This window comes from Burkholderia sp. BE12, assembly GCF_002959955.1.
In the GTDB taxonomy this organism is placed as follows: domain Bacteria; phylum Pseudomonadota; class Gammaproteobacteria; order Burkholderiales; family Burkholderiaceae; genus Burkholderia.
On sequence record NZ_PREY01000015.1, the window covers coordinates 41290 to 57470 of the forward strand.

The following is a 16181-nucleotide window of genomic DNA, read 5'->3' on the forward strand; positions in this document are numbered from 1 at the left end:
CTGTCAGACGTTCGCGGTCAGCGCACGGATCGTCGGCAGGTTGCGCCAGTAGCCCTTCGCGTCCATCCCGCAGCCGAACACGTAGCGGTCCGGCACCGAGAAGCCGCAGAAGTCGGGGTGCAGCGGTTTCGCCTTCGCGAGCGTCTTCTCGCACAGCACGGCCGACATGAAGCGCTGCGCGCCCATGTCGAGGATGCGGTCGCGGATCGCGGCCATCGTCTCGCCTTCGTCGAGGATGTCGTCGAGTACGAGCACGATGCGGTCCTTCACCGATTCGCGCGGCGCGACGCGCCAGTGCATCTCCGGGCTGCCCTGCGTCGTGTTGCGGTAGCGGGTCAGGTGGATGTAGTCGAATTCGAGCGGGAAATCGAGATGCGGCAGCAGCATCCCGGTAAACACCGCGGCGCCGCCCATCACCGAGAGAACGAGCGGGAACGCGTCGCCGATTTCGGCGCGGATCGCGTCGGCCATCTTCGAGATCGACGCATTGACGGCGTCGGCCGAGACGATCTCTTCGGAGTGGTCGAAAATGTGGAGGGCTTCTTCGCGGTTCATGTGTTCTGGCGGGCAGTCGGTATACAAATAAGGATGAAGCAGAACGGCAGGCGCGCGCTACGGCAAAAACCCGCGCGCCGGCCGGCGGGCGAAATCAGCGCATGCCGGGCATCATGCCCTTCAGGCCGCGCATCATCTTCTGCATGTTGCCGCCCTTCAGCTTCTTCATCATCGTACGCATCTGGTCGTACTGGTTCAGCATCCGGTTGACTTCCTGCACCGGCACGCCCGCGCCGGCTGCAATGCGGCGCTTGCGCGTCGCCTTGATGATTTCGGGTTTCGCGCGCTCGGCGGGCGTCATCGAGCTGATGATGCCTTCCATCCGGCGAATCGACTTCTCGGCCTGGCCCATGTCGGCGCCGGCCGCCGCCTGCTGGAACTGCGCGGGGAGTTTATCCATCAGCGACGACAGGCCGCCCATGTTCTTCATCTGCGAGATCTGGGCGCGGAAATCGTTCAGGTCGAAATCGCCGCCCTTCTTGACCTTGTCGGCGAGCTTCTGCGCGGCCTGGACATCGACGCCGCGCTGCGCTTCCTCGACGAGCGCGAGGATGTCGCCCATGCCGAGGATCCGGTTCGCCATCCGGTCGGGGTGGAACACCTCGAGGCCGTCGAGCTTCTCGGCGACGCCGACGAACTTGATCGGCTTGCCCGTGATGTGGCGCACCGACAGCGCGGCGCCGCCGCGCGAATCGCCGTCGAGCTTGGTCAGCACGACGCCGGTGAGCGGCAGCGTGTCGTTGAACGCCTTCGCGGTGTTGACCGCGTCCTGGCCGAGCATCGCATCGACGACGAACAGCGTTTCGGCCGGCTTCAGCGTGCCGTGCAGCGCGGCGATTTCCTGCATCATCGCTTCGTCGATGCCGAGGCGGCCGGCCGTGTCGACGATCAGCACGTCATGGTAGTGGCGTTTCGCCCAGTCGACGGCCGCGACCGCGATGTCGACGGGCTTTTGATCCGGCGTGGACGGGAAGAAGTCGGCGCCGACCTGTTCGCTCACCGTTTTCAGCTGCATGATCGCGGCCGGGCGATACACGTCGCACGACACGGTCAGCACCTTCTTCTTGTGCTTCTCGCGCAGCAGCTTCGCGAGCTTGCCGACGGTCGTGGTCTTGCCGGCGCCCTGCAGGCCGGCCATCAGGATCACGGCGGGCGGCGTGACCGCGAGGTTCAGCTCGGCGGCCTTGCCTTCGTAGTCGCCGCCGATCACGGCGGTCAGTTCCTTCTGGACCACGCCGACGAGCGCCTGGCCCGGCGACAGGCTGCTGATCACTTCTTCGCCGAGCGCCTTTTCCTTGACCTTGGCGATGAATTCGCGGACGACCGGCAGCGACACGTCGGCTTCCAGCAGCGCGAGACGCACCTCGCGGAGCATCTCCTGCGTGTTCGCCTCGGTGAGCCGGGCCTCGCCGCGCAGCGTCTTGACGACGCGGGCCATCCGTTGAGTGAGATTGTCGAGCATGGGGAGCGGTGGACAGTGGGGCCCGAAGGCGCGGCGGAACCGAACAAAGGGAGCCGTCGCGGGAAGGGGGCCTAGTGTAAACTTCGAACATGGATATTGTACTGTATGCCCTCACCGCATTCCTGTACGGCGGCCTCGCCGTCGCAGGCTGGCGCACGCATCGGCAGGGCGCGACGCCGCTCGTCGCGAGCGTGCCGGCCGTGCCGGTCCCCGCGTCCGCTGCGTCCGGGATGAGCGGGGCCGGCCGCGCGCTGCTGTTTGCCGCGCTGGTCGCGCACGGCGTGCTGCTCCACATGACGATCTTTCCGAACGACGCGATGGTGTTCGGTTTCGCATTCGCGCTGTCCGCGATGTTCTGGCTCGGCGCCGGCATCTACTGGATCGAGAGCTTCTTCTTCCCGCTCGACAGCCTGCGCCTGCTGGTGCTGCCGCTCGCGTGCGGCGCGTCGCTGCTGCCGCTCGTGTTCGGCGGCGTGCGGGTGCTTCCTTATGCCGCGGCGCCGCTGTTCAAGCTGCATTTCCTGATCGCGAACATCGCCTACGGGCTGTTCGCGATCGCCGCGCTGCACGCGGTCCTGATGCTGATGGTCGAGCGGCGCCTGCAGTCGCTGCGCAGCGGCGGGCGCGACGGCTCGACGGGCTGGATCGCGAGCTGGCTCGAAACGCTGCCGCCGCTGCTCACGCTCGAGAAGCTGCTGTTCCGCCTGATCGGCGCCGGCTTCGTGCTGCTGACGCTGACGCTCGCGTCGGGCATCCTGTTCAGCGAGCAGGTCGACGCGCGCGCGTTGCGGCTCGACCACAAGACGGTGTTCGCGATCCTGTCGTGGCTGATGTTCGGCGGGCTGCTGGTGGCCCGCAAGACGTCGGGCTGGCGCGGCCGTGGCGCCGCGCGCTGGGTGCTCGTGTCGTTCGCCGCGCTGCTGCTCGCGTATGTCGGCAGCCGGTTCGTTTTCGAGGTGCTGCTGCACCGCTCCGTGGTTTGACCGCAGGTTTCCGATGCGACAGATTCTTCTCCTGATTCTTCTCTTCTTCGCGGGTTCGTGGCTCGCGCGCAAGCTGCGCCATGCACAGGAACAGGCGCAGGCGCGCGCCGGCCGCGGCGCCGGTTACGACGGTGCGCCCGGCGCGGGTGCCGGCGGCGGTGCCGCGCGCCCGAACGGCGACGCGCGGTCGCTGCCCGAGCCGATGGTGCGCTGCGCCGAATGCGGCGTGCATGCGCCGAAGGGCGACGCCGTCGCCGCGAGCGGCGAATACTTCTGCAGCGCCGAGCATGCGCGGCGCCACGCCGCGCGCGTGGACGGCCGCGACGCGCGATGAGCGACGCGCCGGTGTTGTCGGTCGACGCGAACGGCTGGGTGCGCGAAGCGCGTCATGCGCCGTCGCCGAACTTCGAGGTGCGGCCCGCGGGTGCGGTGCCGACGCTCGTGGTCGTCCACAACATCAGCCTGCCGCCCGGCGAATTCGGCGGCGACGCGATCGAGGCGCTGTTCCTGAATCGCCTCGACTGCGATGCGCACCCCTATTACCAGAGCCACCTGCGCGGCGTGCGCGTGTCCGCCCATTTCCTGATTCGGCGCGGCGGCGAGCTCGTGCAGTTCGTGTCGTGCGACGAGCGCGCGTGGCACGCGGGCTCGTCCGAGTTCTTCGGCCGCACGCGCTGCAACGACTTCTCGATCGGCATCGAGCTCGAAGGCGCGGACGACGTACCGTTCGACGATGCGCAATACGCGGTGCTCGCCGCGCTCTCCCGCGCGCTCGCCGCGCGCTACCCGGTCGACGCGTTCGCGGGGCACTCGGACGTCGCGCCGGGCCGCAAGACCGACCCGGGCCCGCACTTCGATTGGCAACGCTTCGCGAGCGATGCCGGTTTTTCCGCCGAATACTTTCCTTTCCGTCAGCACTGATCGCGGGGTTTTTTGATCGGAGAAAGTTTTTTCTCCGATCAATGCCTTGCCGTGTCTGCGCGTGAGCGATGTCAAGACCTCTATCGCAAATTATCCGTTTGGACGTCCTCCGAATGTCCACTATACTTGGTGCCAGTTGAGCGGTTTTGTACTAGATATAGTGTGTGTCGCAGGGGAAAACCCGAGCGGCACCGGCCGGCGGGCAACGCCGGCGGACGGGGTTCTCAAGGCGGCGCGTCAGGCCGGGCGGTCAGGGCGTCGCGATCAGCGCAGCGAATATCGACGGGGCAGGGTATACATGACGAAGCACACGACCGGCTGGGTTGTCGCGCATCGACCGAACCGGCTTCCCCGGCGCATCGCTCGCCTCTTACCGCTCGCGCACCACATTGCGCGGCGTTCGTTTTAATCCGCGGTTCTCTCCGCACCATCCAACACCAGGAGCTTTGCACATGCAAACCACCGACAACGCGACGTCCCAGTACGAGAGCGCCTCGAGCCGTCCGCTCGGCGGGACCGAACAGGGCGCGAAGGCGCTCGCGCCGCAGGCCACGTTCGCCGACTACAAGGTGATCCGCCGCAACGGCAGCGTGGTGTCGTTCGAACCTTCGAAGATCGCGATCGCGGTGACCAAGGCTTTCCTGGCCGTCAATGGCGGGCAGGGCGCGGCATCGGCGCGCGTACGCGAGCAGGTCGAACAACTGACGCACAACGTCGTGCGCGCGCTCGTGCGCAGCCGCCCGAACGGCGGTACGTTCCATATCGAAGACATCCAGGACCAGGTCGAACTCGCGCTGATGCGCGGCGGCGAGCACAACGTCGCGCGTGCGTACGTGCTGTATCGCGAGAAGCGTCACCTCGAGCGCCAGCATGCGGGCGAGGAAGCGGCGGCCGCGGGCGGCGAGTCGACCACCGGCATCAACGTCGTCGACAACGGCGTGTCGCGCCCGCTCGACCTGAACGCGCTGCGCTCGCTGATCGTGTCGGCGTGCGACGGCCTCGGCGCTGCGGTTAACCCTGACCCGATCGTCGCGGAGACGGTGAAGAACCTGTACGACGGCGTACCGATGAGCCAGGTCTACGACTCGGCGATCCTCGCGGCACGCACGATGATCGAAAAGGACCCGGCATACAGCCAGGTCACGGCCCGCATCCTGCTGCATACGATCCGTCGCGAGATCCTCAGCGAGGAAGTGCTCCAGTCGGAGATGTCGGCCCGCTACGCCGAATACTTCCCGCAGTTCCTGAAGCGCGGCGTCGACGCCGGCCTGCTCGACGACAAGCTGCTGCAGTTCGACCTGAAGCGCCTCGGCGAAGCGCTCGACGCGAACCGCGACCTGCAGTTCGGCTACCTCGGCCTGCAGACGCTGTACGACCGCTACTTCCTGCACGTCGAAGGCACCCGCATCGAAATGCCGCAGGCATTCTTCATGCGCGTCGCGATGGGCCTGTCGCTGAACGAGATCGACCGCGAAACGCGCGCGATCGAGTTCTACAACGTGCTGTCGAGCTTCGACTTCATGAGCTCGACGCCGACGCTGTTCAACTCGGGCACCCACCGCTCGCAGCTGTCGTCGTGCTACCTGACGACGGTCGCGGACGACCTCGACGGCATCTATGAAGCGCTGAAGGAAAACGCGCTGCTGTCGAAGTTCGCCGGCGGCCTCGGCAACGACTGGACGCGCGTGCGCGCACTCGGCTCGCATATCAAGGGCACGAACGGCAAGTCGCAAGGCGTGGTCCCGTTCCTGAAGGTCGTGAACGACACGGCCGTCGCGGTGAACCAGGGCGGCAAGCGCAAGGGCGCGGTCTGCGCGTACCTCGAATCGTGGCACCTCGACATCGAGGAGTTCCTGGAGCTGCGCAAGAACACCGGTGACGACCGTCGCCGTACGCACGACATGAACACGGCGAACTGGATTCCCGACCTGTTCATGAAGCGCGTGATGGAAGGCGGCGACTGGACGCTGTTCTCGCCGTCGACCTGCCCGGACCTGCACGACAAGTTCGGCGCGGAATTCGAGGCGGCTTACACGGCTTACGAAGACAAGGTCGCGCGCGGCGAGATCAAGCTGTTCAAGAAGATCCCGGCGGCGCAGCTGTGGCGCAAGATGCTCGGCATGCTGTTCGAGACGGGCCACCCGTGGATCACGTTCAAGGATCCGTGCAACATCCGCTCGCCGCAGCAGCACGTCGGCGTCGTCCACTCGTCGAACCTGTGCACGGAAATCACGCTGAACACGAGCGACACCGAAATCGCGGTGTGCAACCTCGGCTCGGTGAACCTCGTCGCCCACCTGGTGAAGCAGGCGGACGGCAGCTACGCGCTCGACCACGACAAGCTGAAGCGCACGATCAGCGTCGCGATGCGCATGCTCGACAACGTGATCGACATCAACTACTACGCGGTGCCGAAGGCGCGTAACTCGAACCTGAAGCACCGCCCGGTCGGCATGGGCATCATGGGCTTCCAGGACTGCCTGCATCTGCTGCGCACGCCGTACGCGTCGGAAGCGGCGGTCGAGTTCGCCGACCGTTCGATGGAAGCCGTCTGCTACTACGCGTACTACGCGTCGACCGAGCTGGCCGAAGAACGCGGCCGCTACTCGAGCTACCGCGGCTCGCTGTGGGATCGCGGCATCCTCCCGCAGGACACGCTGAAGCTGCTGGCCGAAGCGCGCGGCGGCTACGTCGAGGTCGACACGTCGGAATCGCTCGACTGGACGACGCTGCGTTCGCGGATCGCCTCGCACGGCATGCGCAACTCGAACTGCGTCGCGATCGCGCCGACGGCGACAATCTCGAACATCATCGGCGTGTCGGCCTGTATCGAGCCGACCTTCCAGAACCTGTACGTGAAGTCGAACCTGTCGGGCGAATTCACGGTGGTAAACGAGTATCTCGTCCGCGACCTGAAGGAGCGCGGCCTGTGGGACGAAGTGATGGTCTCCGACCTGAAGTACTTCGACGGCATGCTGTCGCGCATCGACCGCATCCCGGCCGACCTGCGCGCGATCTACGCGACCGCGTTCGAAGTCGACCCGACGTGGCTGGTCGAAGCGGCCTCGCGTCGCCAGAAGTGGATCGACCAGGCGCAGTCGCTGAACATCTACATGGGCGGCGCATCGGGCAAGAAGCTCGACGAGGTCTACAAGCTCGCATGGCTGCGCGGCCTGAAGACGACCTACTACCTGCGCACGATGGCGGCGACGCACGTCGAGAAGTCGACGGTCGCGCACGGCGCGCTGAACGCGGTGCCGACGGGCGGTGCGGGTAGCGGCGGCTCGGGCAGCGGTGGCGCGCAAGGCGCAGCGGGCGGCTTCGGTGCGGCAGGCGGCAATGCATCGTCGGGCGCGATCAGCGCGGCGCCGGCACTCGCGCCGGTCGAAGCAGACGGTCCGGTGTGCACGATGCGTCCGGGCGATCCCGGCTTCGACGAATGCGAAGCGTGCCAGTAACGCAGTGCGCCTGACCTGAGAAGCAGGCGAGGGCGGCGCACACGGCGACCGATCGAGGTTGAAGTGTGCGCCGCTCTCAACTAAAAAAATGATAAGGAATCTGTAACGCGACACCTGCGTTGCAGGCAGTGACGAGCGATCGAAACATCCCCGACGGCGTCGCGTTTCGATCAGCGTTCGATGCGTCGAGCGCACCTCGCGATACAAGCGCGACTCACATCGCGCGCTGCATGAACGACGATGCGTTGCTCAAAGTGTTGTATCGAGGTCGCAACGCGAATCGAAAAAAGGATTTTTCGTGAGCGAACCCTTTTATCGCTCAGGAAAAGATGGTACAAACCGTTCTAAATTGATGGTGAGAATTTATGCTCAACTGGGATGACGAGAAGACTGCCGTAGCTCCCGCGAGCGGAGCGCAGCACAACGCGATGCGCGCCCCCGCCGGAGTGGCTGTCGGAATGCAGGCTGCGTCGCCTGCCGCCCATCAGGTCCGCGACATTTTCGAAGGCGATCTTGCGGTGCCGCCGCAAGCATCGGCTGTTCCCGCCGGCGGCACGGAAGCGCGGGTCAATGTCGCCGACAAGCGCATCATCAACGGCCAGACTGACGTCAATCAGCTGGTGCCGTTCAAATACAAGTGGGCGTGGGAAAAGTATCTGGCCGGTTGCGCGAACCACTGGATGCCGCAGGAAATCAACATGTCCCGCGACATCGCACTGTGGAAGGACCCGAACGGTCTGACCGAGGACGAGCGCCGCATCGTGAAGCGCAACCTCGGCTTCTTCGTGACGGCCGATTCGCTCGCGGCGAACAACATCGTGCTCGGCACGTACCGCCACATCACGGCGCCCGAGTGCCGGCAGTTCCTGCTGCGCCAGGCGTTCGAGGAAGCGATCCACACGCACGCGTACCAATACATCGTCGAATCGCTCGGTCTCGACGAAGGCGAGATCTTCAACGCGTATCACGAGGTCACGTCGATCCGCGCGAAGGACGAATTCCTGATCCCGTTCATTCATACGCTGACGGACCCGGCCTTCAAGACCGGCACGCTCGAAGCGGATCAGAAGCTGCTGAAGTCGCTGATCGTGTTCGCCTGCATCATGGAAGGCCTGTTCTTCTATGTCGGGTTTACGCAGATCCTCGCACTCGGCCGCCAGAACAAGATGACGGGTGCTGCAGAGCAATATCAGTACATCCTGCGCGACGAGTCGATGCACTGCAACTTCGGCATCGACCTGATCAACCAGATCAAGCTCGAGAATCCGCATCTCTGGACCGCGGAATTCCGCGCCGAGATCCGCGAGCTGTTCAAGCAGGCTGTCGAACTCGAATACCGCTACGCCGAAGACACGATGCCGCGCGGCGTGCTGGGTTTGAACGCGTCGATGTTCAAGAGCTATCTGCGCTTCATCAGCAACCGCCGTTGCCAGCAGATCGGCCTCGACCCGCTGTATCCGAACGAGGAAAACCCGTTCCCGTGGATGAGCGAGATGATCGACCTGAAGAAGGAACGCAACTTCTTCGAGACGCGTGTGATCGAGTATCAGACGGGGGGCGCGCTGTCCTGGGAATAACCCGCAGCAGCGAACCCGTTACATGATGGAGCAGCCGGTGGCCTCTCGGCCCCGGCCCAAGGTTTAGGAGCAAGAACGCCTGATGCAAAGCATGCCCGGTGCCTTAACGGCCCAACGATACGACAGGCACTTTGCGAACCCTTCAGTGGGATGGGCAAACTTCCCTCCGGAAAAAGCGGACGGCCGTGTGGCGGTCCGCTTGATCAAGCGATTAGGGGTAGCGGCGCGAGGTGCGCCGGCTACCGACTTGATTTGGCGCGCGAGGCCGAGTGGTCACGCGCGCCATACCGTATTCATTAGCGTAAGCGCGCGGTACCTGCGTACGCCGATGAATAGCCCGCTTCGAAGCGCACGTCCTGAACAGCGTCCGCGGGAAGCGGGTTTTGACGAAGGGTGTAGTTTGAACTGACTCTCATCTGAACCTGAAGGAGAACAACATGGCTACTGCCAAGAAGAAACCGGCTGCTAAGAAGGTTGCTGCCAAGAAGACCGTTGCGAAGAAGGCTGCTGCTCCGGTGAAGAAGGCCGCGGTGAAGAAGGTTGCTGCGAAGAAGGTCGCGGTGAAGAAGGTTGCCGCGAAGAAGGCAGCACCGGCGAAGAAGGCCGCTGCAAAGAAGGTCGCAGCCAAGAAGGTCGCAACGAAGAAGGTTGCAGCCAAGAAGGTCGCAGCGAAGAAAGTCGCGGTGAAGAAGGTTGCTGCGAAGAAGGCAGCACCGGCGAAGAAGGCCGCCGCGAAGAAGGTTGCAGCCAAGAAAGTCGCAGTGAAGAAGGTTGCTGCGAAGAAGGCCGCACCGGCGAAGAAGGCTGCTGCCAAGAAGGCTGCGCCGGCGAAGAAGGCTGCCGCGAAGAAGGCCGCGCCTGCGAAGAAGGCTGCCGCGAAGAAGGCTGCGCCCGCCAAGAAGGCTGCCCCTGCGAAGAAGGCTGCCGCACCGGCGAAGAAGGCTGCTGCGCCGAAGAAGGCCGTCGTGAAGAAGGCTGCGCCGGCAACGACCGCGTCGACCGCATCGGTTGCGCCGGCATCGGGCGTGAAGACCGCGCTCAACCCGGCAGCAGCATGGCCGTTCCCGACCGGCAGCCGTCCGTAATCGCGGCTGAGCAGCATCACCCGGACACTCACGTGGTGTCCGTGGGTTGAGTAGCGCTACTCAATCAGTCCCGCCATCTGGCTCAGGTGGCGGGATTTTTTTTCGTCCGTATGGGGCGCCGACGGGGCGCCGGTCGGCTGGCCGCCGCGAGCGCGGACAAGAACGGGCGGACGAAAAAAAACGCATGTGCGGCTTCGCACATGCGTTCGACCGCGGCTTGCGCCGCGTGCTGAGGTACCGGTTAGTGCGTGACGCGCGTGACGCCGCCGCTCGACAGCAGGCGTACGCGCTCGCCGGCGCGGAATGCTTCGCCGTTTGCCGCCTGCGTGATCGAACGCAGATCGCCGTTGTCGAGGCGCACGGTGATTTCGACACCGTTCGCCGTGCTGAGGTTTTCGCCGACCGCGTTACCCGCCACCGCACCGACGAGGCCGCCGGCGATCGCCGTCAGGATCGAGCCCTTGCCGCCGCCGATCGCGCTGCCCGCGACCGCGCCGAGTGCGCCGCCACCGAGCGTGCCGATCGCGCTGCCGCCGCCGTCGGACTGGATGCGCACCGCGCGGACGCTTTCGACCGTGCCCATGCGGACCGTCTGTTCGCGTTGCGCCTGGCCGACGCTATAGACATCCGCCGAGCCGGGCGCCGTGAAGCAGCCGGCGAGCGTCAGCGTGGCCGTCAGCATGGCCGCGAGCGTGAGGGTTTTTTTCGTCAACATCTTTGCTCTCCCACAATATTCATTTGAGACTGTAACCGAATGCAGTCTCGAAGCGTGCGTCGATTTCGGCGCGCGTCAGTACATAAGTCTGGGGCCCTTGATGGGCGATCTTGAGCGAGCCCATCAGGCTCGCGAGACGGCCGGTGGTGGCCCAGTCGAGGCCATGCTCGATGCCGTACAGCAGGCCGCCCCGGAAGGCGTCGCCGCAGCCCGTCGGATCGGCGATGCGCTCGGCCGGCACGACTGGAATCTGTTCCGCACCCTGCTTGTGGCGGATGGTCGCGCCATGCTCGCCACGCGTGATGACGAGGGCGTCGACCCGGCTGGCGATTTCATCTTCGGACCATCCCGTCTTGTCGCTCACCAGCTTGGCCTCGTAGTCGTTGACCGCTACGTAGGTCGCAAGTTCAATGCTGCGGCGCAGCGTCGCACCATCGAACAGCGGCAGGCCCTGGCCCGGATCGAACACGAACGGCACACCGGCCTTGGCGAGCTCTTCCACGTGCTGCACCATCCCGTCGAAGCCGTCCGGGCCGACGATCGCGAGCTTGATGTCCGGCGCGTCGCCCGCGTGGTTCAGGTGCGATTGCATCATCGCGCCCGGGTGGAACGCCGCGATCTGGTTGTTGTCGAGATCGGTCGTGATCATCGCCTGCGCGGTGTACGTATCGGGCAGCACGCGAACGTGATCGCGGCGCAGGCCGAGCTGGTCGAGCCGGTCGAGATACGGCTGCGCATCCAGCGCGCCCATCGTGCCCATGATGCGCGCGTCGCCGCCGAGCAGGTGGAGCGCGTACCCGATGTTGCCCGCGCAGCCGCCGAATTCGCGGCGCATCGTCGGCACGAGGAAGCTCAGGTTGATGAGGTGCACCTGGTCGGGCAGGATGTGCTCGCGGAACCGCCCTTCGAAGGTCATGATGGAGTCGTAGGCGATCGAGCCGCAAATCAGCGTAGCCAAGGTGTGCGTTCCTGTAGAAATGAGGGGCCCTGCGCGACAACGCCGCGCGAAGGGCGCGGCGCGGCAGGGGAAAGCGGAAGAAAGCTTACTTCAGTGCGGCGAGCGCTGCATCGTAGTTCGGCTCGTCCTTGATTTCGCCGACGAGTTCCGCATGGATCACCTTGTCCTGCGCGTCGAGCACGACCACCGCGCGTGCGGTCAAGCCGTTCAGCGGGCCGCTCGTCACGTCGACGCCGTACGCGTTCGCGAACGCGCGGCCGGTGCGGAACGTCGATGCCGTCACGACGTTCTCGAGGCCTTCGGTCGTGCAGAAGCGCGTGGCGGCGAACGGCAGGTCGGCGGACACGACGACCACCACCGTGTTGTCGAGCGACGACGCGGCTTCGTTGAACTTGCGGGTCGACGTCGCGCAGGTCGGCGTGTCGAGGCTCGGCACGATGTTCAGCACCTTGCGCTTGCCGGCGAAGCTGGCGAGCGACAGGTCGGCGAGGTCCTTGCCGACCAGCTTGAAATCGGCGGCTTGTGCACCGACGGCCGGGAACGTGCCGGCGAGATCGATCGGGTTGCCACCCAGCGTAACTTTGCTCATGTTCGTGCTCCGAAATAGCGCGCCGCACGGCGCGCGGGTTGAGACGGCGCGCAAGCGCGCCGCGGTGCGTCACGGATAGAAGATCTGGACGCGGAAATTCGAGGCGGGCGTACCGTTCGTTTCGAGGCGGACGACCATCGTCTGCGTCGTGCCGGGCGGCAGCCCGGCGTCGATCGGCGTGCCCGGGCGCACGTAGTCGCGCGGCGCGAGCACGCGGCGCACGGTGACGTGATTGGTGTCGTCGAGCAGCGTGAGTTCGAGCGACGGGTATGCGAGCGCGACACGGTAGCGGTTCGTCAGCGGCACCTTCAGTTCGAGTTCGCGCGGGCCGTCGAGCTGGCGCAGGTCGGTCGCGTCGAGCCGAAGGCCGTCGATCGCGCGCGGCGGCGTGACCGTGCAGCCGAGCGGCGCACAGGCCTGCCGGAACCAGCTCTGCGTGACGGGCCAGTAGATCATCAGCGTTTCGCGCTGCCACCACGCCAGTTGCACGACGAGCAGCCCGACCAGCGCGGCCGCGACGAGGCCGCCGAAAAAGCCGCCGAGCATCCCGCGGCGCTGCGGCGCGCGCGTCTCGCGCGTGACGGCGAAGGGCGGGCGATCGTCGTCGGTCAGTGCGGCGGGGAACGGGACGGCCGGTTGGACGGCCGGTTGGGCGGCCGATTCGGCGACCGGTTCGACGGCCGGTTCATCGGTTGCCGCCGCGGCCGGGGCCGTGTCGTGTCGGGCGAAGGCGTCGGATTCCGATGCGGTTTCGGCTTCGGTGACGGCCGGTGCGGGCGTGAACGCAAAGCGCGGTTCGCGCGGCGCGCGTTCGTCGTCCGGCACGGCGAAGTGCGCGTGGCCGACGGGTTCGGCCGGTTCGGCCGCGATTTCCGGTTCCGACGGAAGGTGGGCGACGAAGCGGGGCTCGCGCGGGTCGCGCTCGACGGGCGCGGGCGAGGGCGAGGGCGAGGGCGACGGCGACGGCGACGGCGACGGCGCGGCTTCTTCGATTTCGTGCGGTTCGTGCGGCGAATGCGGTTCGGCCGGTTGCTCGACGGCAGCCGATGAATCGAGCTCGGCCGGAGAGGTCGCGAACGGCGCGGGCGTACCCGACAGATGGACGACGCCGGCTTCCGTGGACGGGAGCGCGAGCGGTATCAGCGGCTCGGTGCGCACGGTTTCGACGCTGTGCTGCAGCGTCGGATCGACGCCTGCGTCGAGCCACGGCGCCCACATGTCCCAGCCTTCCGGCTTGTAATCGGTGCCGGTCGGCAGTCCGGCCGGCGCGTCGGCGGTAAACAGCCGAACCGGAGCGGCCTGCTGGTGTGCGTCGCCGCCATGCGGCGCGGCAGCCGGTTCCGTCAAGGCCGGCTCGGGCTGCTGCGCGTATTCGGGAACGAGCGATTCGGAAGCGTTGAAGACTTCGTGGCAATGCCCGCAGCGCACGAGCCCCTGATGCAGCGAGAGCTGTTCCTGCTGCAGCCGGAAGACGGTTTCGCAATGAGGGCAGCGCGTCGCAAGAAGCATGTCGAGGCGGGCGGCCTGCTGGCCAGAGTGAAGGACAGCGCTATTCTAATGGCTTTCGCGGCGGGTTCCGGCGAGGCATACCCAACCTTCGTGTTCGCGCCAGACCGAGATGTCGACGTAGCGCGCATAAACGGCCGCGACCTCGTCCGCCTGGCGCGCGAGCACGCCCGACAGCGCGATGCGCCCGCCCGGCTTGACCTTCGATGCGAGCATCGATGCCATCAGCTTCAGCGGGTTCGACAGGATGTTCGCGACGACGATGTCGAATTCGCCGTCCGGGCATGCATCGGGCAGCCCGTACGTGACTTCGGCCCGGTTGCGTTCGCTGTTCTGGCGTGCCGATTCGACCGCCTGCGGATCGATGTCGATGCCGATCACGGGGTTCGCCCCGCATTTCTTCGCGAGGATCGCGAGGATGCCCGAGCCGCAGCCGTAGTCGAGCACCGACTGGCCGGGCTTCACCGACTGTTCGAGCCACTCCATGCACAGACGGGTGGTGGGGTGGCTGCCGGTGCCGAACGCGAGGCCGGGGTCGAGCTCGAGGACGAGTGCATCGGGATCGGGCGCATCGTGCCACGACGGCACGACCCAGATCCGCTCGCCGATCGGGATCGGCTCGAACTGCGACTGCGTGAGCCGCACCCAGTCCTGCTCCTCGACTTCACGCACGACGAACGTCGGCGTCTCGGCGATGCCGATTTCGTTCGCGGCCGCCGCGAGCAGCACGGCCGGCTCATGGTCGGCCGACAGCAGCGCGACCACGCGCGAGTGCTGCCACGCGGTGCGATCGGGCACGAGGCCCGGCTCGCCGAAGAGCGGCTGTTCGTCGGGCGTGTCGGCGTCGGCGTCCTCGACGGACACCGACAGCGCGCCGAGATCGAGCAGTGCGTCGGACAGGGCCTCCGCATGCTCGCGGGCCAGTTCGACGACGAGTTCGCGATAACTCATGCTTACGCTTCTTCCGGTGCGACCTGCAGCTTCTGCGCGAGCCGGTTTTCGAGGTAATGGATGCTGGTGCCGCCTTCGACGAACTTCGAGTCGATCATCAGCTCGCGGTGCAGCGGGATGTTGGTCTGGATGCCTTCGACGACCATTTCCGACAGCGCGATGCGCATCCGGCTGATCGCCTGCTCGCGCGTCGCGCCGTAGGTGATCAGCTTGCCGATCATCGAATCATAGTTCGGCGGCACGAAATAGCCATTGTAGGCGTGCGAATCGACGCGCACGCCGGGGCCGCCCGGCGTATGCCACGACGTGATCCGGCCCGGCGAAGGCGTGAACTTGAACGGATCCTCGGCGTTGATCCGGCACTCGATCGCATGTCCGCGGAACTGGATGTCGCGCTGGCGCAGCGCGAGCTTCTCGCCGGCTGCGATGCGGATCTGTTCCTGCACGATGTCGACGCCGGTGATCAGTTCCGATACCGGGTGCTCGACCTGCACGCGCGTGTTCATCTCGATGAAGTAGAACTCGCCGTTTTCGTACAGGAATTCGAAGGTACCTGCGCCGAGGTAGCCCATTTTCTTGCACGCGTCCGCGCAGCGGTCGCCGATGCGGTCGATCAGGCGGCGCGGAATGCCGGGCGCCGGCGCTTCCTCGATCACCTTCTGGTGGCGGCGCTGCATCGAGCAGTCGCGCTCGCCGAGCCAGATGGCGTTCTTGTACGCGTCCGACAGCACCTGGATCTCGATGTGGCGCGGGTTCTCGAGGAACTTCTCCATGTACACCTGCGGGTTGCCGAACGCGCGGCCGGCTTCCTCGCGGGTCATGTTGACCGCGTTGACGAGCGCGGCCTCGGTGTGCACGACGCGCATCCCGCGCCCGCCGCCGCCGCCCGCCGCCTTGATGATGACCGGATAGCCGATCGCGCGCGCAATCTTGACGATCTCCTTCGGATCGTCCGGCAACGCGCCTTCCGAACCCGGCACGCATGGCACGCCGGTCTTGATCATCGTCTGCTTCGCGGTGACCTTGTCACCCATCATGCGGATCGTTTCCGGGCGCGGGCCGATGAACGTGAAGCCCGACTGCTCGACGCGCTCCGCGAAATCGGCGTTCTCCGACAGGAAGCCGTAGCCGGGGTGGATCGCCTCGGCATCGGTGACTTCCGCGGCGCTGATCAGCGCAGGCATGTTCAGGTAGCTGAGGTTCGACGGGGCCGGGCCGATACAGACGGCTTCGTCCGCGAGGCGCACGTACTTGGCTTCCTTGTCGGCTTCCGAGTAGACGACCACCGTCTTGACGCCGAGTTCGCGGCACGCGCGCTGGATGCGCAGCGCGATTTCACCGCGGTTGGCAATGAGGATTTTTTCAAACATAGCGAGTATTCGTCTCTTCGAGGGGCGCGCGAACGGCGCCTGGCGAGCATC

Annotated in this window: 15 protein-coding genes; 7 read left to right on the plus strand and 8 right to left on the minus strand. The window is 65.9% G+C overall.

Features of this window, described 5'->3' with window-relative positions:
- Positions 1–3: 3 nt before the first annotated feature.
- Positions 4–555, minus strand: coding sequence for a hypoxanthine-guanine phosphoribosyltransferase (locus tag C4B30_RS18385; RefSeq protein WP_006489240.1), 552 nt, complete (start codon positions 553–555; stop codon positions 4–6).
- 94 nt (positions 556–649) lie between these two features.
- Positions 650–2017 (minus strand): signal recognition particle protein, encoded by a 1368-nt coding sequence (gene ffh / locus C4B30_RS18390; RefSeq protein WP_027783480.1) that lies wholly within the window; start codon positions 2015–2017, stop codon positions 650–652.
- Between the two features lie 89 nt (positions 2018–2106).
- On the opposite strand from ffh, the gene C4B30_RS18395 reads away from it, so the two are divergent.
- The 7 genes from C4B30_RS18395 to C4B30_RS18435 all read left to right on the plus strand — a co-directional run bounded on the left by C4B30_RS18395 (position 2107) and on the right by C4B30_RS18435 (position 10041).
- Positions 2107–3000: a cytochrome C assembly family protein gene (locus C4B30_RS18395; RefSeq protein WP_027783481.1), complete on the plus strand. Its 894-nt coding sequence runs from the start codon at positions 2107–2109 to the stop codon at positions 2998–3000.
- A 13-nt stretch (positions 3001–3013) separates the two neighbouring features.
- Positions 3014–3334 (plus strand): PP0621 family protein, encoded by a 321-nt coding sequence (locus tag C4B30_RS18400; protein ID WP_027783482.1) that lies wholly within the window; start codon positions 3014–3016, stop codon positions 3332–3334.
- A complete protein-coding gene (ampD, locus tag C4B30_RS18405; RefSeq protein WP_027783483.1) occupies positions 3331–3921 on the plus strand; it encodes a 1,6-anhydro-N-acetylmuramyl-L-alanine amidase AmpD in 591 nt (196 codons plus the stop codon). The genes C4B30_RS18400 and ampD overlap by 4 nt, the downstream gene beginning before the upstream one ends.
- A 452-nt stretch (positions 3922–4373) precedes the next feature.
- Positions 4374–7379: a ribonucleoside-diphosphate reductase subunit alpha gene (locus tag C4B30_RS18415; RefSeq protein ID WP_027783484.1), complete on the plus strand. Its 3006-nt coding sequence runs from the start codon at positions 4374–4376 to the stop codon at positions 7377–7379.
- Between the two features lie 365 nt (positions 7380–7744).
- Complete coding sequence (locus C4B30_RS18425) at positions 7745–8956, plus strand: ribonucleotide-diphosphate reductase subunit beta (RefSeq protein WP_027783485.1); 1212 nt, start codon at positions 7745–7747, stop codon at positions 8954–8956.
- An 82-nt stretch (positions 8957–9038) separates the two neighbouring features.
- Positions 9039–9365: a hypothetical protein gene (locus tag C4B30_RS18430; RefSeq protein ID WP_011544525.1), complete on the plus strand. Its 327-nt coding sequence runs from the start codon at positions 9039–9041 to the stop codon at positions 9363–9365.
- Between the two features lie 28 nt (positions 9366–9393).
- Positions 9394–10041 carry a histone H1-like DNA-binding protein gene (locus C4B30_RS18435; protein WP_027783486.1) on the plus strand — a complete coding sequence of 216 codons (648 nt, stop codon included), beginning with the start codon at positions 9394–9396 and terminating at the stop codon, positions 10039–10041.
- A 241-nt stretch (positions 10042–10282) separates the two neighbouring features.
- Here C4B30_RS18435 and C4B30_RS18440 read toward each other — a convergent pair whose 3' ends face one another.
- From C4B30_RS18440 to accC, 6 genes are all read right to left on the minus strand, one after another.
- Positions 10283–10756, minus strand: a complete 474-nt coding sequence (locus C4B30_RS18440; RefSeq protein ID WP_027783487.1) for a glycine zipper 2TM domain-containing protein — start codon at positions 10754–10756, stop codon at positions 10283–10285.
- A 19-nt stretch (positions 10757–10775) separates the two neighbouring features.
- The gene (locus C4B30_RS18445; protein ID WP_006490717.1) at positions 10776–11714 is read right to left on the minus strand and encodes a carbohydrate kinase family protein; all 939 of its coding nucleotides are present in this window, start codon (positions 11712–11714) and stop codon (positions 10776–10778) included.
- Between the two features lie 85 nt (positions 11715–11799).
- A complete protein-coding gene (tpx, locus tag C4B30_RS18450; protein ID WP_027783488.1) occupies positions 11800–12303 on the minus strand; it encodes a thiol peroxidase in 504 nt (167 codons plus the stop codon).
- Positions 12304–12372: 69 nt separating this feature from the next.
- Positions 12373–13812, minus strand: coding sequence for a zinc-ribbon and DUF3426 domain-containing protein (locus C4B30_RS18455; protein WP_027783489.1), 1440 nt, complete (start codon positions 13810–13812; stop codon positions 12373–12375).
- Positions 13813–13857: 45 nt separating this feature from the next.
- Positions 13858–14760: a 50S ribosomal protein L11 methyltransferase gene (gene prmA, locus C4B30_RS18460; RefSeq protein WP_027783490.1), complete on the minus strand. Its 903-nt coding sequence runs from the start codon at positions 14758–14760 to the stop codon at positions 13858–13860.
- Between the two features lie 2 nt (positions 14761–14762).
- On the minus strand, positions 14763–16130 hold the full coding sequence (accC, locus tag C4B30_RS18465) for an acetyl-CoA carboxylase biotin carboxylase subunit (RefSeq protein WP_027783491.1): 1368 nt from the start codon (positions 16128–16130) through the stop codon (positions 14763–14765).
- Positions 16131–16181 lie beyond the last annotated feature (51 nt).

Excerpts from the sequence above, each read along its gene's own strand:
- C4B30_RS18440 (WP_027783487.1), bottom strand. The coding sequence starts at position 10,756 with ATGTTGACGAAAAAAACCCTCACGCTCGCGGCCATGCTGACGGCCACG.
- ampD (WP_027783483.1), top strand. The coding sequence starts at position 3,331 with ATGAGCGACGCGCCGGTGTTGTCGGTCGACGCGAACGGCTGGGTGCGC.
- C4B30_RS18415 (WP_027783484.1), top strand. The coding sequence starts at position 4,374 with ATGCAAACCACCGACAACGCGACGTCCCAGTACGAGAGCGCCTCGAGC.
- accC (WP_027783491.1), bottom strand. The coding sequence starts at position 16,130 with ATGTTTGAAAAAATCCTCATTGCCAACCGCGGTGAAATCGCGCTGCGC.
- C4B30_RS18455 (WP_027783489.1), bottom strand. The coding sequence starts at position 13,812 with ATGCTTCTTGCGACGCGCTGCCCTCATTGCGAAACCGTCTTCCGGCTG.
- C4B30_RS18400 (WP_027783482.1), top strand. The coding sequence starts at position 3,014 with ATGCGACAGATTCTTCTCCTGATTCTTCTCTTCTTCGCGGGTTCGTGG.
- tpx (WP_027783488.1), bottom strand. The coding sequence starts at position 12,303 with ATGAGCAAAGTTACGCTGGGTGGCAACCCGATCGATCTCGCCGGCACG.
- prmA (WP_027783490.1), bottom strand. The coding sequence starts at position 14,760 with ATGAGTTATCGCGAACTCGTCGTCGAACTGGCCCGCGAGCATGCGGAG.
- C4B30_RS18430 (WP_011544525.1), top strand. The coding sequence starts at position 9,039 with ATGCAAAGCATGCCCGGTGCCTTAACGGCCCAACGATACGACAGGCAC.
- C4B30_RS18425 (WP_027783485.1), top strand. The coding sequence starts at position 7,745 with ATGCTCAACTGGGATGACGAGAAGACTGCCGTAGCTCCCGCGAGCGGA.
- ffh (WP_027783480.1), bottom strand. The coding sequence starts at position 2,017 with ATGCTCGACAATCTCACTCAACGGATGGCCCGCGTCGTCAAGACGCTG.
- C4B30_RS18395 (WP_027783481.1), top strand. The coding sequence starts at position 2,107 with ATGGATATTGTACTGTATGCCCTCACCGCATTCCTGTACGGCGGCCTC.
- C4B30_RS18385 (WP_006489240.1), bottom strand. The coding sequence starts at position 555 with ATGAACCGCGAAGAAGCCCTCCACATTTTCGACCACTCCGAAGAGATC.
- C4B30_RS18435 (WP_027783486.1), top strand. The coding sequence starts at position 9,394 with ATGGCTACTGCCAAGAAGAAACCGGCTGCTAAGAAGGTTGCTGCCAAG.